The organism is Nonomuraea sp. B19D2, assembly GCF_040137845.1.
GTDB lineage: Bacteria > Actinomycetota > Actinomycetes > Streptosporangiales > Streptosporangiaceae > Nonomuraea.
In genome coordinates, this window is sequence record NZ_JBEFAK010000011.1 from 119,650 (window position 1) to 135,264 (window position 15,615).

A 15,615-nucleotide genomic window follows, 5' to 3' on the forward strand; every position below is an offset into this window, starting at 1 on the left:
GGATGCAGCTGCCTGAGGAGCTCAGCGGGGGCGGAAGGCGGCCAGCGGGATCGAGATCCAGGTGGGCCGGTTGCGGGCCTCGTACACGACCTCGTACACCGCCTTGGACAGCTCGAACGCCCGCAGCAGCGCCGCGTCCCCGCGCGTGATCACGCCGCCCCCCTCCATGTATCCCTCGAGGAACGCGGCGCGGTTGCGGTCGGCCCACTCCTCGGCCCGGGGCTCCAGGTTCTCGGCCTCGGAGTGGCCGGCCAGCAGGTGCCTGGCCGCGTAGTCGAACGAGCGCAGCATCCCCGCCACGTCACGCAGCGGCGAGTACAGCGCCCTGCGCTCGGCCAACGGCTGCCCCGGCTCGCCCTCGAAGTCCAGCACCACCCAGTCCGTCGGCGTGCGCATGACCTGGCCCAGGTGGTAGTCCCCGTGGATCCGCTGCACGGGAACCTCGTGGGTGAGCAGTTCCACCTGGTGGTAGGCATCCTCGATAACGCTCACATGGCCGCGCAGCTCGGGCACCTCCGCCACCGCCCGCCCCAGCTTGCGCCTGAAGGCCTCGGCCATCCGCTTGACCTCGTGCGACTCGATGATGTCGGTGGGGAAGGCCGCGGCCAGCTCGTGGTGCACCTGCGCGGTGGCGACGCCGAGGCGCAGCGACTCGGCCGCGAAGTCCCCGCCCGCCTCGGCCGCGGGCACCTCGGGCAGCGACGCGTACAGGTCGCGCACGCTGGTCAGGGCGAGATCCCAGCCGTCGTTCGCGGTGGCCAGGAACTCCTGCGCGATCGCGAGGGTGGTGTCGGTCCCGTCGAGGTCCGTCTCGATCCACCCGTACGGCTGCGCGATGTGCGGCGCGCCCCTGGCCGCCAGCGCGGTGATGATCTCCAGCTCCGGGTTGACGCCGGGGATGAGGCGGCGGAAGAGCTTGCAGATGTACAGGTCCCCATACACGAGCGAGGTGTTGGACTGCTCGGCCCCCAGCACGAGGCTGCGCTGGGCGGTGTCGATGGTTACGCCGGGCACGTGGCGCATGCGCAGGCCGTTGTCGGTCTCGTCACGTGCCATGCCGTCGAGCAGCCAGCTCGTCCGGTCGGGGTCGTGGACGGCGTCGTACAGGTAGACGTCGCCCAGCGTGCCGATGAGCGCGTGCGTCAGGCGGTCGGGGAACTCGGTGCGCTCGCCGAGCAGGATCTGGTAGCGGTCGCGCGAGCCGTCCTGCCACACGGCGACGATCAGGTGTCTCAGCCCGTGCGTCAGCTCGACGTCCGATTCGATCGACAACTCGTCGATCGGGCGCCCCTTGCCGCCGAACCAACGCTGGCGTCCGATCCATGCGGCAAGGAGCTCATCAAGCACGTCCTACTCCTCCTGGGTGATCGCCGGCGGGAGAGTGAACCAATAGAACCCATGCCCAGGAAGCGTCAAAAGATACGGAAGTTCGCCAATTGCCGGGAATGGGACTCCACCCATCGTTTCAACAGGCGAGACGCCGACGAATCTCCGCAGGTCGAGCTCGACCGGCTGCGGGAAGCGTGACAGGTTGTTCACGCAGAGCATCCGGTCGTCCCCCAGCTCCCTGACGAACGCGAGCACGCTGGGGTTGGAGGAGTTGAGCTCGGCGTAGCCGCCCACGCCGAACACCGGGTGGCGCTTGCGGATCTCGATCATGCGCCTGGTCCAGTGCAGCAGTGAGCCGGCGTTCTTCTGGTGGGCCTCGACGTTGATGCCCTGGTAGCCGTAGATCGGGTCCATGATGACCGGCAGGTAGAGCCGGCCGGGATCGCAGTCGGAGAAGCCGGCGTTGCGGTCGGGGTCCCACTGCATGGGCGTGCGCACGCCGTCGCGGTCGCCGAGCCAGATGTTGTCGCCCATGCCGATCTCGTCGCCGTAGTAGAGCACGGGGGAGCCGGGCAGCGACAGGAGCAGCGCGGTGAACAGCTCGATCTGGTTGCGGTCGTTCTCCAGCAGGGGCGCCAGGCGGCGGCGGATGCCGACGTTCGCCCGCATGCGGGGGTCCTTGGCGTACTCGGTGTACATGTAGTCGCGTTCCTCGTCCGTGACCATCTCGAGCGTCAGCTCGTCGTGGTTGCGGAGGAAGATCCCCCACTGGCAGTGTTCCGGAATTTTCGGCGTTTGCGCCAAAATTTCGGAGATGGGGTAGCGAGACTCCCGGCGTACGGCCATGAAAATGCGGGGCATCAGCGGGAAATGGAAGGCCATGTGGCATTCGTCCCCGCCGCCCACCGGATCACCGAAGTACTCCACCACGTCCGACGGCCACTGGTTGGCCTCGGCGAGCAGCACCCGGTCAGGGTAGATCCGGTCCACCTCGGCCCTGATCCGCTTGAGGTACTCGTGGGTCTTCGGCAGGTTCTCGCAGTTGGTGCCCTCCTCCTCGAAGAGGTACGGCACCGCGTCCAGCCTGAACCCGTCGATGCCCAGGTCCAGCCAGAAGCGCAGGACCTCCAGCATGGCCTCCTGCACGTCCGGGTTCTCGTAGTTGAGGTCCGGCTGGTGGTGGAAGAAGCGGTGCCAGTAGTACTGGCCGCGCACCGGGTCGTAGGTCCAGTTGGACGTCTCGGTGTCGATGAAGATGATCCGGGCGTCCTGGTATCTGTCATCGGTCTCGGACCACACGTAGAAGTCGCCGAACGGCCCTTCTGGGTCGTGCCGGGACGCCTGGAACCACGGGTGGGCGTCGCTGGTGTGGTTCATGACGAGGTCGGCTATGACGCGCATGCCGCGTTTGTGCGCCTCGTCCACGAGCCTCACGAAGTCTCCAAGATCCCCGAACTCGGGCAGGATCTTCATGAAGTCAGCGATGTCGTAGCCGCCGTCACGTAGCGGCGACTCGTACAGCGGCAGCAGCCAGAGGCAGTCGACCCCGAGCCACTGGAGATAGTCGAGCTTGCTGATGAGCCCTCTGATGTCGCCGGTCCCGTCGCCGTTGGAGTCGGCGAAACCCCGGATCAGGACCTCGTAGAAAACCGCGCGCTTGTACCAGTAAGGGTCGCGCGGCTTTTCCTCGTCAAAGGTGTTGGGAATGGGTGTGGTGGAGCTCATGAGCCACCCCACGAGGGGCTCATGACGGAGGCGCTTTCACACACGTTGAAGACTCCCCGCTGAATTCAGTTCTACCGTGGCGCGGCTCGTACGGTGAGAATGTGGGCAGGCTGGATGTGGGGGTCGAGGCGTACGTAGTTGCTCTGCCGCCAGCGGTACGACTCGCCCGACAACTCGTCGTCGACGACGAACTCGGCGTTCCAGTCGAGTCCGATGGCTGGTAGGTCAAGGTCAACAGTCGCCTCGTGAGTGTGGTGCGGATCCAGGTTGATGACCGCCAGAACCACGTCGCCCAGCCCGTGCCTGCGTGTGGCCGGGTCATAGGCGCCGGGAAGCCGCTTCGAGAAGCAGACGATGTCCCCTTGGTCGACCCTGTGGAACCGTAGATTACGCAATTCCTGCAGTGCCGGATGCGCTCTTCGGAACAAATTCAGATGGGTGATGAAGGGGGCCAGGCTCCATCCCTCACGTTCGGCCGTAACCCAATCACGAGGCTTGTACTGATATTTCTCGCTATCTAGGTATTCCTCGCTACCTGGGCGTACCGGGATGTTCTCGAAGATTTCGTACCCGGAGTAAACCCCCCACGTGGGGGAGGCGAGCGCGGCCAGCACCGCCCTGATCTTGAAGCCGGGCACGCCGCCGTGCTGCAGGAACTCGTGCAGGATGTCGGGCGTGTTCACGAACAGGTTCGGCCGCAGGTAGGCGGAGGTCTCATGGGCCAGTTCCGTGAGGTACGTCTCCACCTCCGCCTTCGTGTTCCGCCACGTGAAGTACGTGTATGACTGGTGGTAGCCCACCTTGGCCAGCGTGCGGAGCATCGGCGGCCGGGTGAACGCCTCGGCGAGGAAGATCACATCCGGATCGGTCGTGTGGATGTCGGCCAGCAGCCGCTCCCAGAACCCGACCGGCTTCGTGTGCGGGTTGTCCACCCGGAAGATCCGCACGCCGTGGTCCATCCAGTGCCGCAGCACCCGCTTGACCTCGGCGTAGATGCCCTCGGGAGCCTTGTCGAAGTTGATCGGGTAGATGTCCTGGTACTTCTTCGGCGGGTTCTCGGCGTACGCGATGGAGCCGTCCGCCCTGATCGTGAACCACTCGGGGTGCTCCTTCACCCACGGGTGGTCGGGCGAGCACTGGAGCGCGAAGTCGAGCGCGATCTCCATGCCCAGCTCCTTGGTGCGGCCCACGAACGCGTCGAAGTCCTCGATCGTGCCCAGATCGGGGTGCACGGCGTCGTGGCCGCCGTCCTCGGAGCCGATGGCCCACGGCGAGCCCGGCTCGTCGGGCTCGGGGCTGAGCGTGTTGTTGCGGCCCTTGCGGAACGTCGTGCCGATCGGGTGGATGGGCGGCAGGTAGACGACGTCGAAGCCCATCTTGGCGATGGCGGGGAGCCGCTTGGCGGCGGTCTGGAAATTTCCGGACTTGGAGATGCCGAGCTCGTTGACGACCGAGCCTTCCGACCTGGGGAAGAACTCGTACCACGAGCCGTACAGCGCCCTGCGCCGGTCCACCCTGATCTTGTGGGACTTGGATCTGGTCACCAGCTCCCGGAACGGGTGCGACTCCAGCAGCGCGGCCGTCTCAGGAAGCTGCGCGATCGAGAGCCGGGCCCTGGGGTCCAGCTGCTCGTCACGCAGCGTGGCGGAGACCGCCAGCAGGGCCGCCCGGTGCCCACAGGCGCTGTCACCGTTGCCGTTGCCGTTCTGGCCCTTGGACCCGTTGCCGTTCTGGCTCTTGGCGCCGTTCCTGGGCTGGTCGTTCGGGCAGTCGGCGGCCCGTACGGCCCTGGCCGCCCGCTCGAACAGCCGGGCGCCTTCCTCGCACATGAGGTCGACGTCCATGCCGCGCGGGATCTTGATCTCGGCGTCATGCAGCCACGTGCTGATCGGGTCGCTCCACGCCTCGACGCGGAACAGCCAGTCACCCTCGGCGGCCAGGGACACGTCCACGCCCCAGCGGTCGGTGCCGGGGGCGAGCTCGCGCATCCGTCTCAGACGCCCGCGCTGACCGTCGGGCGAGGTGATCACCACGCCCGCGGCCACGGCGTCATGGCCCTCTCTGAACACGGTCGCCGAGACCTGGAAGGTCTCGCCGGCGACCGCCTTTGCGGGCCACTGCCCGCAGTCGACGACGGGGGAGATGTCCGTGATGGGAATTCGTCCGATCATCGCATTCAAGGGTTTGCGGCGGCGCGCTCGGCGCCACCGGAGGCTTTCCGTGTCGATGCAGCTCTGGTGGGCTGCTGTTCGCTTCCCGCCATAGGCACGATCCTTGCATGTAAATTGTGGACAGCAGTGGATAGACCTCCCGAGTGTGCCCGCGGGAGAGCCAACAATGAGGAAAGTTGCCCCAATAGTCCCTCTTCATGCCTTGTCCCGGAAGGGGTTTGAACGGTCTTGATGAGGGTGAAGGACTCAGAGGTCCCTCCTAGCCCGTAGGGTGCAGAAACGTGAGAGCTATCCGCCGGTTTACCGTCCGCACCGTCCTGCCCGCGGAGCTGGCCGCCCTCGGCGAGCTCGTGCACAATCTCCGTTGGTCATGGCACCCGGAGACGATGGATCTCTTCGCGGAGGTCGACGCCGACCTCTGGGAGCAGGTCGGGCACGACCCCGTGGCCCTGCTCGGCGCGGTCAGTCCCGCCCGGCTCAGCGAGCTGGCCGCCGACCGCCGCTTCCTGCGCCGCCTCGCCGACGCGGCCGACGACCTGCGCGAATACATGACCTCGCCGCGCTGGTATCAGACGCTGCCCGAGGGAGCACGTGCCATCGCGTACTTCTCCCCGGAGTTCGGCATCGCGGCCGCGCTGCCGCAATATTCGGGCGGCCTGGGCATCCTCGCGGGAGACCACCTCAAAGCGGCCAGCGACCTGGGCGTGCCGATCCTCGCGGTCGGCCTGCTCTACCGCCACGGCTACTTCACGCAGTCGCTGTCGCCCGAGGGCTGGCAGCTGGAGCACTACCCGTCGCTCGACGCGGGCGGCCTGCCGCTCACCCTGCTGAAAGACCCCGAGGGCGAGCCGGTCAAGATCCGCATCGCGCTGCCCGGCGAGCGTGAGCTGCACGCCCAGGTGTGGGTGGCGCAGGTGGGACGGGTGCCGCTGCTGCTGCTCGACTCCGACGTGGCCGACAACGACACCGCCGCCCGCGACGTCACCGACCGCCTCTACGGCGGGGGCACCGACCACCGGCTCATGCAGGAGCTGCTGCTGGGCGTGGGCGGCGTGCGCGCGATCAGGGCGTACTGCAAGATCACCGCACACGCCGAGCCCGAGGTGTTCCACACGAACGAGGGGCACGCCGGATTCCTCGGCCTCGAGCGCATCCGCGAGCTGACCGAGGCGCGGCTCTCGTTCGACGAGGCGCTGGAGGCCGTTCGGGCGGGCACGGTGTTCACCACGCACACGCCCGTCCCCGCGGGCATCGACAGGTTTCCCGTGGACATGATCGAGCGCCACTTCGGCGGCCCGAACGCCTGGCCGACCGTGCCCGTCGAGCGGATCCTGGCGCTGGGCGCCGAGGCCGATCCCGGCCGGTTCAACATGGCGGTCATGGGCATGCGGCTGGCCCAGCGTGTCAACGGCGTGTCCCAGCTGCACGGCGAGGTCAGCCGGGAGATGTTCAAGGACCTCTGGCCGGGCTTCGACCTCGACGAGGTGCCGATCGGGTCGATCACGAACGGCGTGCACGCGCCCACCTGGGTCGGCAGGGAGCTCATGGAGCTGGCCGGGCGGGAGCTGCCCTCGCTGCTCGAGCGGGCCCGCGGCTGGGAGGGCATCCAGAAGATCTCCGACGCCGACATCTGGCAGATCAGGGGCACGCTGCGCAAGCGGCTGGTCGAGGGCGCCCGGGCACGCCTGCGCAAATCGTGGCGCGGGCGGGGCGCCTCCGACGCCGAGCTCGGCTGGATCGACGACGCGCTGGACCCCGAGGTGCTGACCATCGGCTTCGCCCGGCGGGTGCCGTCGTACAAGCGGCTCACGCTGATGCTGCGCGATCCCAAGCGGCTGACCCAGCTGCTGCTCGACCCGGACAAGCCCGTGCAGATCGTGATCGCCGGCAAGGCGCACCCCGCGGACGAGGGCGGGAAGAAGCTGATCCAGCAGATCGTCAAGTTCGCCGACCAGGCGGACGTCCGCCACCGCATCGTCTTCCTGCCCGACTACGACATGGCGCTCGGCCAGCTCATGGTCCAGGGCTGCGACGTCTGGCTGAACAACCCGCTGCGCCCGCTGGAGGCGTCCGGCACCTCGGGGATGAAGTCCGCGCTGAACGGCGGGCTCAACCTGTCGATCCGCGACGGCTGGTGGGACGAGTGGTACGACGGCACCAACGGCTGGGCGATCCCGACCGCCGACGGCGTGACGGACCCGGACCGGCGGGACGAGCTGGAGGCCGCCGCCCTTTACGACCTGATCGAGCATGAGGTGTCCGACCGGTTCTACGACCGCGCCCTCGACGGGCTGCCGCGGCGCTGGATGGAGATGGTCAAGCACACCCTCACCTCGCTGGGGCCGAAGGTGCTGGCCGGCCGGATGCTGCGGGACTACGTGGTCGACCTGTACAGCCCGGCCGCCGCCTCGGCTCGCGCGCTGTCGGCCGACTCGTACGCGCCGGCGAAGGCGTTCGCGGCCTGGAAGGTCCGGGTCGCCCAGGCCTGGCCGGGGGTGCGCGTCGAGCACGTCGAAGCCTCGGGCGTGGGGGACACGCCGGAGGTGGGCGCCTCCGTCGAGCTGCGCGCCACGGTCGCGCTCGGTGACCTGGAGCCCGGCGACGTGCTGGTCGAGGCGGCCTACGGCAAGGTCGGGCCGCACGACGAGCTGGTGCATCCGGCGTACGCGAAGCTCGCCGTCGCGTCGATGGACGACGACGGCCGGGCTCACTACACGGGCGAGGTCCCGCTCGACCGTACGGGAGCGTTCGGCTACACCGTGCGGGTCGTGCCGTACCACCCGCTCATGGCGACTTCCGCGGAACTCGGGCTCATCGCCGTGCCGGAGGAACCTGTGGGCATGACGAACGGCACATTGCGTTAAACGCAGGTGGGGTCAACGGCACATCGCGGTAAACGAACGGCATAATCAGGACGTGGACGACAGCGGCAACGGCCTGCGGGCCGACACTCTGGTGGCCACGGTTCGCGGTGTGCTGCCGTCCCTGACGCCGGCCGCGCAAACCGTTGCCCGGCTCATCCTGGAGGACCCGGCGACGGTGGCCAGGAGCACCATCACCGAGCTCTCCGCCGCCTCCGGCACGAGCGAGGCCACGATCGTGCGCACTGCCAGGCTGCTCGGGTTCGCGGGATATCCGCAGCTCAGGCTGGCCTTAGCGGCGGCCGCCGCGCAGCCCGACCGGCTCGTGCCCGGAGATCTGGCGCCCGACGACCCGCTGTCGGAGGTCATCCAGAAGGTGGCCAGGGCAGAGTCCGAGGCGATCAACGACACCGTCGCCCAGCTGACCTCCGAGCGGCTGGGGCTGGTCGTGGACGCCATCGTGGGCGCGCGGCGGATCGACGCGTACGGGGTGGGCGCCTCCGGGCTCGTGGCCGAGGACGTCGCGCAGAAGCTGCTGCGCATCGGGCTGTCCAGCCACGCCTTCCAGGACGCGCACCTGGCGCTGACCAGCGCGGTGCTGCTCAAGGAAGGGGACGTGGCGATCGGCATCAGCACGTCGGGGGAGACGCCCGACGTGATCGAGCCGCTGACCCGGGCCAAGGAGGCCGGGGCCACCACGGTTGCGATCACGAACAACCCGCGCTCGTCCATCGCGGAGCTGGCCGAACACGTGCTGATCTCCGCCGGGCGCGAGACGGAGTTCCGCCCCGGCGCCCTGGCCAGCAGGATCAGCCAGCTCCTCGTCGTCGACTGCGTGTTCGTCGGCGTCGCCCAGCGCACGTACGACTCCTCTCAGGAGGCGCTCGCGAGCACCAGGCGCGCCGTCAAGGAGTTCACCCGGAGAACGACACCTGCACGTCGTCAGCCTTGACGAACATCACGCGGTGGCCGAACTGGATCTGCAGGTACTTCGTCTTGCCCCGGACCACCTTGTGGTCCTGGTCCATGGTGAATGTGACCGCCCGGTAGTACTCGGCGGCCGCCGGTCCGGAGAGGGTGTACTTCTCGCCGGCCGAGAACGTGTACTGCAGCGGGGTCACCGCCTGGTACGGGATGTCGGCCGGGTACGCCTCCTGCTCGGGGTACGCCCTGCCGTACACCGGGACCGTGGCCTTGCCGGGCTTCGGCGTGACCACGAGGCCCGCTGACGGGATCGCGGTCGGGGCGCCGGCCGGGTTGTGGAACCAGGCCTTCTGGCCGAGGTACCAGATCGCCGTCCAGTCGCCCTGGCGGTCGGCCACGGCGAAGCGCTGGCCGGTGGTGGCCCGGGCGCTGTGGTCGTACACGCTGTAGAGGGAGTCGCCGGTCGGGTGCTTGCCGATGTCCTTGACCAGCGGCGCGTCCTGCCGCGGCTCGGTGCGCAGCCAGACGGTGCTCGCGGGGAGCGGCGGGCAGGCGGCGCTGGGGTTCTTGCGGTCGCAGCCGTAGAAGTACGGCTTATTCGTCGCGAAGTCCGGCTTTATCATGATCGAGCCGGACCTGGGGCCGCCGAACTGGTGCAGCGGGGCGCCGATCAGCTGGAAGTAGTGTGCCCAGTCCCAGAACGGGCCCGGGTCCTCGTGCATCCCCCGCACGGTCGTGGGCAGGGTGCCGGGGACGTTGTCGTGGCCGATGATGTGGGCGCGGTCGAGCGGCACGCCGTGCTTGAGCGCCAGGTAGCGGACCAGCCGGGCGCTCGACCGGTACATCGCCTCGGTGTACCAGGTGCTGCCCTCGGCCAGGAAGCCCTCGTGCTCGATGCCGATGGACTTGGCGTTGATGTACCAGTTGCCGGCCTGCCAGGCGACGTCCTTGCTCTTGATGTGCTGGGCGATGTGGCCGTCGGTGGAGCGCACCGAGTACTGCCAGCTGGCGCCGTACTTGGGATCCTGGTTGAGGCGGATGGAGGGGGCGAAATATCCCTCCATGTCGTGAATGATGATGTATTCGATCTTCTGGCTGAACGGCCGGTTCGCCAGGTCGTAGTGCCCGTAGTCGTCGGGGGGCAGCTCCTGGTACGCGGAGGGGATCCACTCGCAGGAGATGGAGGCCGGGCACTCGACGCCGTCGGTCCGCTCGTGGCGGAGGCCGAGCTTCTCGAGCCACTTCTCGATCTTCTCGAGGCCGGGCACGGCGGGCAGCGCGACCTTCTCCCCGTCGTCCGTGGTCCGCGCGGCGCCTTCCTTGATCGTCGCGAACACCTCGTCGGCGAAGAACTTGGCCGCCCCGGCCTCCTCGGCCCCGGAGTACCTGGCGACGGCGCCGTACCACTCGCTCGGGTTCTCGCTCAGCGGCGCGCCGAGTGACTTCTGGTAGTCGGCGAGCAGCGCGGCGCCACCCCGGATGTTGGCGGCATCGTCGCTCCGCAGCCGCTCATGACTCTCCCCGGTGAGCTCGGCGGCCCGCTCCATGGTGCGGAGGGAGGCGGGAATGACGGTCTCGGTGGAGGAGGGCTCGGGGCTGGGCAGAGGCCGGCTCTCATCCCCTCGGGCATCCTCGGCGCCTTCGCCGTGATGGTTGGACGTGGTGAAGGCGGCGGCGTCGGTCAGATGCATGGGGCCGAACCCGGCGGTGTTGGACGGCTGCCCGGCATGGGCGTCCCACCGCGACTCGAGGTACGACACGCCAAGGAGGATGCTCTCGGGCACCTTGAACTCTTGGGCGGCGGCCGCGAAGGCCTCCTGGCGGCCGGCCGGCTCTTCGGCGTGCACCGCTGAGGTGGCGGTTAAGGGCAAGAGGGCGACCACGGAGATCGCCAATAGGCGGCGCATGAACCACTCCTTGGACTGGGGGGCCACATAAGTGGGATCAGCGTCTCAACATTTTCCTTCTCGCGCGAGATCTTTGCGAAGCTATTCTTCACCCCTTAACACTGTGGTAGCCGGACCAGGGCAAACACCACATCCCGTCGCTTCGCTCGCTAGCGACCCCGACCCGATCAGTACGTGACGTACTTGACGTACTTATATGGGGAAGGCATCCTGAAGGCACGCTCCGATGGAGGTGCCGCCATGACCGCCGTTCACTTCGACAGCTACACAGAGGCACGCGCTCATCTGAAAGCACTCTTGGACGCGGCTGAACGAGGCCGTGTGGCCACGGTGCGTCGTGAGTCTGCCGTGACTGCCATCGTGGACGTCGAGAGACTGCGCCACTACCTCGCAGCCGTCACCCCGTCTCGTGCGCAGACGGTTCCGGAGGACGGCGGTTGGTCCATCTTCATTCCTGGGCTACCGATCGCTGCGGACGGCCGGACCTTCAATGAGGCCGTCACGGAAATGGTAGGTGCGCTGCGTGAGTACGCCGAAGACTGGCAGGACCACTTGCTCGATGCGCCGAACCACCGTGAGAACTGGGGGCTGGTGCAGTTGATCAGCCTTAGCGATGACGACCAGTTGCATGAATGGCTGGTTGGGAAGGCCCGGTGACCTGGCCCCCACCCACACGTGAAGATCACGAACGGTTCTGTCGGGCCGAAGGCTGGCGTTCTGTGCGGAACGCTCGTGGAGGAACGGGAACCCACGATGTCACTTACGAACTGGATCTTCCCGATGGCCGGATCTTGAGGACTCGGATCTCTCATCCGCCCGATCGAAGCACCTACGGCCGGAGCATGTGGGGCCACATTCTTCGTGATCAGCTACAGGTGGACGAGGCGACGTTCTGGGCCTGCGTCAAGGACGGGGTCCTGCCTGACCGCGGAACGCCGCAGCCGCCGTCGCACGCCTTGCCCGCCGACCTCGTTCACCTCCTGATCTCCAGAGTAGGTCTGGCGGAGGCCGAGGTCGCAGCGATGAGCAAGGAGGACGCCGTTGCCCGGCTGCAGAGATATTGGACCGAGGGCGCTTGAGGCGCCGGTCACATGCCGGTGACGTCTTCCTCGAAGACCGCCTCGGGGACAGCGGATGTCAGAACTCTCCCCATGCCTCTGGTTTTGGCGGCGACCAGATGATCGACACGATCTGGAGCGCTGCTGTCGCGAGTTGTCGGTCACCGTCGATGTGGGTGCGTTCGACCGCTTGCGCGGGGGTGATGCCACGGGTGCACAGCCGCCAGGCGGTGTCTGCGTCGAGGTAGAGGTTCACCGTGGGCTGCTGGTGCGCTCGGGGGTCGCAGGTGACGCTGATGTGGGTACCCAACGGGGACGCGGAATTTCCTGCAGTCCGGCTCCGATCTCCGTGCGGATCGAGTCGAGATTGCCGCCGATCGGGGCGCCCGTGGCGGTGCCCTCGACGGTGACCGACGCGGTGAGCTCGGACGGGTCGCGGTGCCCGGTGTGCCGGCGGTTTCGGGTGGACCGTACGCGGTGCCCGTGTGACGCTCGCCCCATGCCCGACTACTACCGAGACCTGTCCGCCGACTACCACTGGATCTTCCCCGACGAGATCGTCAACCCTCCCGGCGTGATCGGCGGCACCTCCGCCGACAGCCGGGAGCTCATCGAGGCCGTCGTCGAGGCCCTGCCGCCGGGCGCCCCCGTGCTGGACTGTGCCTGCGGCATCGGTACGGACGCCATGGCGCTGGCGCACGCCGGGTTCCAGGTGACCGCCACGGACGGCAGCCCCGCGATGGCGGCGGAGGCGCGCCGTCGCCTGCCCGCCGGGGTGGAGGTGCTCACCTCCAGGTGGGAGGACCTGCCCGCCGTTGTGGCCGGGCGGTTCGAGCTGGTGCTGTGCCTGGGCAACTCCCTGGTCCACACGGGGTCGCACAAGGCCATGGTGGCCGCGCTGGCGGGCATGCGTGAGATGGTGTCACCCACCGGCACGCTGATCGTCGACTCCCGCAACTGGGAGCTGCTCTACCGGGAACGGCCCCGGATCGTGGCCGCCGACCGGGTGCGCGAGCGGGACGGCGTGCGCTGCACGTGCGTGTACGTCTGGACCTTCCCCGAGAGCTTCGGCGAGCCGTGCCTGGCGGAGCTCCTGTTCTTGGCGGAGCACCCGGACGGCAGCCTCATCCACCGGCGCCACGCCCTGGAGTTCCACCCGTTCACGCCGGCCGAACTGGAGGCGCGGCTCGTCGAGGCCGGGTTCGCCGTCGCCGGCTCCTCCTACCGCCACGACGCCCAGCGGTACGCGGTCGCAGCGACCAGGGGTTAGGGGACGAGCACGACCTTGCCGGTTGTCGCCCTGGTTTCGAGGGCGGCGTGGGCGGCCGCGGCCTGCGCGAGCGGGAACGTCTGCACGGCAGGCGCCAGCGTGCCCTCGGTGGCCGCCGCCAGCGCGCGGACCTCGTACTGCGGCCTCGTGTCCGGACCGCTGAGCAGGAGCATCAGGGCGTTGGTGACGGTGAGGCCCCGCTCCTCGACCGTCTGGGGGTCCGGCTGGAAGTCCTGCTGTGAGGCGTTGCCGATGGTCACGTACCGGCCGCCGTCGGCCAGCAGTTCGAACGCGGCGCGCGCCTTGTCTCCGCCGACCCCGTCCAGCAGGGCCGTGACCGCGCGGCCACCCAGCTCCTTGGCGACGCTCTCTTCCCAGGAGGGCTGGTCGTAGTCGACGGCGATGTCCGCGCCGAGCTCCCGTACGGCCGCCACCTTGGCGGGGCCGCCGGCCGCGCCGATCACCTTGGCGCCGAGCCCGTGCGCGTACTGGACGAGCAGGCGCCCGATCCCGCCGGCCGCCGAGGTCACCAGCACCACGTCGGACGAGGTCAGCTCGGCCACGTCCAGGAACTGCAGCGCCGTCACCCCGGTGACGATCATGGCCACTGCGGTCTCGTAGCCGATGGTGATCGGGTGAACGGCGGCCACGTCCGCCACCGCCAGCTCCGCGTAGCCGCCGGGCTGGCCGTACGCGGTCACCACATCCCGCCCGATCCAGGACGGATCGACCCCCGGGCCCACCTCATCCACGCGTCCCGCCACCTCTCCGCCGAAGATCGTCGGCAGCTCGGGCTGCGGCGGCAGCGACTCACTGGCCTGTCCGGATCGCAAGATCGTCTCGACCAGGTGTACACCGGCCGCCTTGACCGCGATGCGCACCTGGCCCGGACCGGGCACGGGATCGGGGACGGTCTCGTAACGCAGGTTCTCGGCGGGGCCGAAGGCGTGCAGGACGACGGCATGCATGGTGCTCTCCCGAAGACGGCGGTCAACTTGTACTTCGAGCCTGCAACCTCAACCAAGCTTGATGTCAAACTTGATCAAGTTCTTGGTGGTCGTCGCGCGATGATCCGGTCAGAACCGGACTCCAGCGTTCGGCTGTCTTGATCATGTCCTGCGCGGTGCGGTCGAGGAATACGCTCACGTGCTCAAGCCGCGCGCCGACAGGCGTGGTGCGGCCGAATATCCTGACTCCTTCGCGGGCCGATTCCGCCAGTGCGAGATTTCGCTGAATGCTCGCCATGAAAGCCCGGTACCAGATGTCGTCGTCGACGACGTAGAGCTCGCGCCGCCACCGCGGGTCCCGTACGCGCCTGATCAGCTGCTGCTCCTCCAGGTATGCGACGGCGGTGGAGATCGAGGCCGGACTGACCTGCAGGCGCCGGGTGAGCTCCTTGGCCGTGAGCGCGCCGGTGTCGGTGGTGTGCAGGCAGGCCAGGACCCTGGACATCATCCGGGGCAGGCCCGTCTGCATCAGCAGGTCGACCTGCCGCTCGGTGTATTCGCGTACCGCCTCGGGGTCGCGCCCGTACGACGTGGTGCCGGTCGGCGGCGATGACTGTGAGGGCTGCTTGCGGCGGCGGGCGCGTCGCTCGGTCGCCTGGTGCGCCCGGTCGGCCCGGTACGCGTCCGGGCCGCCGTTGCGGCTGACCTCCCGGCTGATGGTCGAGGTCGGCCTGGACAGGCGCCGGGCGATCTCCGCGTAGCCGAGCCCCTGCGACAGGCCCGTGGCGATGTCACGGCGGTCCTGCTGGGTCAGCCTGCCTCCTGGCATCGGCACTCGCCTCCCTCCCTGCTGGATCCGGTGGCTCAGTATTGCGTTCAACCATAGCCCATTGCAACAGGCGTGCAGGGCATGTGTTGCATTCGTTCGTACGGTCGTTGCAATTTTTTATCTGATCTACCTGCATCGATGGCCATATTAAGCATAGGACTGCTTTGACAGAGTTCACTGAATGCAACGTAGCTTTTTGATTGATCTGAACACGTACTATCGTGAAATGTGGCCTAGAAAGGAACGGACATGACCCTCACGGCGCCCACCAGCGTGACCGCGAGATCGCTGGCGCCGGATCTGGCACGCGGCGTCATGCTGCTGCTGATCGCCCTGTCGCACGCGCCCGCGTTCATCGACGACTGGCACGCCGGGCCCGCCGCGCTCAATGCCGCGGCGAAGTTCATCAAGTCCCTGCTCACCGACAACCAGGCCCGCGACATGTTCGTGTTCCTGTTCGGCTACGGGCTCGGACAGTTGGCCCACCGTCAGCAGGCCAGGGGCGGCGACTGGACCTCGATCAGGAAACTGCTGCGGCGCAGAGCGCTCTGGCTGATCGTCATCGGCTTCGTGAACACGGTGGTGCTCGTGCCG

12 protein-coding genes are annotated in these 15,615 nt (G+C 68.1%); 5 read left to right on the forward strand and 7 right to left on the reverse strand.

All coding sequences use genetic code 11. The features are described 5' to 3' along the window. Positions 1-21: 21 nt before the first annotated feature. The 3 genes from ABN273_RS21720 to ABN273_RS21730 all read right to left on the reverse strand — a co-directional run bounded on the left by ABN273_RS21720 (position 22) and on the right by ABN273_RS21730 (position 5,225). Positions 22-1,347 (reverse strand): maltokinase N-terminal cap-like domain-containing protein, encoded by a 1,326-nt coding sequence (locus ABN273_RS21720; protein WP_349450770.1) that lies wholly within the window; start codon positions 1,345-1,347, stop codon positions 22-24. Positions 1,348-1,350: 3 nt separating this feature from the next. Further along, positions 1,351-3,054 carry a maltose alpha-D-glucosyltransferase gene (gene treS / locus ABN273_RS21725; protein WP_349450771.1) on the reverse strand — a complete coding sequence of 568 codons (1,704 nt, stop codon included), beginning with the start codon at positions 3,052-3,054 and terminating at the stop codon, positions 1,351-1,353. A gap of 71 nt (positions 3,055-3,125) precedes the next feature. Next, the gene (locus ABN273_RS21730) at positions 3,126-5,225 is read right to left on the reverse strand and encodes an alpha-1,4-glucan--maltose-1-phosphate maltosyltransferase (protein WP_349450772.1); all 2,100 of its coding nucleotides are present in this window, start codon (positions 5,223-5,225) and stop codon (positions 3,126-3,128) included. A gap of 281 nt (positions 5,226-5,506) precedes the next feature. Here ABN273_RS21730 and glgP point away from each other — a divergent pair, with 281 nt between their 5' ends. Beyond that, on the forward strand, positions 5,507-8,089 hold the full coding sequence (glgP, locus tag ABN273_RS21735; RefSeq protein WP_349450773.1) for an alpha-glucan family phosphorylase: 2,583 nt from the start codon (positions 5,507-5,509) through the stop codon (positions 8,087-8,089). A 52-nt stretch (positions 8,090-8,141) separates the two neighbouring features. Next, positions 8,142-9,038, forward strand: a complete 897-nt coding sequence (locus ABN273_RS21740) for a MurR/RpiR family transcriptional regulator (protein WP_349450774.1) — start codon at positions 8,142-8,144, stop codon at positions 9,036-9,038. Here ABN273_RS21740 and ABN273_RS21745 read toward each other — a convergent pair. Next, complete coding sequence (locus ABN273_RS21745) at positions 9,001-10,917, reverse strand: N-acetylmuramoyl-L-alanine amidase (protein WP_349450775.1); 1,917 nt, start codon at positions 10,915-10,917, stop codon at positions 9,001-9,003. The genes ABN273_RS21740 and ABN273_RS21745 overlap by 38 nt on opposite strands. 240 nt (positions 10,918-11,157) lie before the next feature. On the opposite strand from ABN273_RS21745, the gene ABN273_RS21750 reads away from it, so the two are divergent. Both ABN273_RS21750 and ABN273_RS21755 read left to right on the forward strand, forming a co-directional pair. Beyond that, positions 11,158-11,574, forward strand: a complete 417-nt coding sequence (locus ABN273_RS21750) for a RelB antitoxin-like protein (RefSeq protein WP_349450776.1) — start codon at positions 11,158-11,160, stop codon at positions 11,572-11,574. Between the two features lie 185 nt (positions 11,575-11,759). Continuing rightward, a complete protein-coding gene (locus tag ABN273_RS21755; RefSeq protein WP_349450777.1) occupies positions 11,760-11,996 on the forward strand; it encodes a hypothetical protein in 237 nt (78 codons plus the stop codon). A gap of 58 nt (positions 11,997-12,054) precedes the next feature. Here ABN273_RS21755 and ABN273_RS21760 read toward each other — a convergent pair whose 3' ends face one another. Continuing rightward, the gene (locus ABN273_RS21760; RefSeq protein WP_349450778.1) at positions 12,055-12,231 is read right to left on the reverse strand and encodes a hypothetical protein; all 177 of its coding nucleotides are present in this window, start codon (positions 12,229-12,231) and stop codon (positions 12,055-12,057) included. Positions 12,232-12,474: 243 nt separating this feature from the next. Here ABN273_RS21760 and ABN273_RS21765 point away from each other — a divergent pair, with 243 nt between their 5' ends. Next, positions 12,475-13,245, forward strand: a complete 771-nt coding sequence (locus tag ABN273_RS21765) for a class I SAM-dependent methyltransferase (RefSeq protein WP_349450779.1) — start codon at positions 12,475-12,477, stop codon at positions 13,243-13,245. Here ABN273_RS21765 and ABN273_RS21770 read toward each other — a convergent pair. Both ABN273_RS21770 and ABN273_RS21775 read right to left on the reverse strand, forming a co-directional pair. Beyond that, positions 13,242-14,213, reverse strand: a complete 972-nt coding sequence (locus ABN273_RS21770; RefSeq protein WP_349450780.1) for a zinc-binding dehydrogenase — start codon at positions 14,211-14,213, stop codon at positions 13,242-13,244. The genes ABN273_RS21765 and ABN273_RS21770 overlap by 4 nt on opposite strands. A 64-nt stretch (positions 14,214-14,277) precedes the next feature. Further along, the gene (locus ABN273_RS21775; RefSeq protein WP_349450930.1) at positions 14,278-15,021 is read right to left on the reverse strand and encodes a GbsR/MarR family transcriptional regulator; all 744 of its coding nucleotides are present in this window, start codon (positions 15,019-15,021) and stop codon (positions 14,278-14,280) included. Positions 15,022-15,615 lie beyond the last annotated feature (594 nt).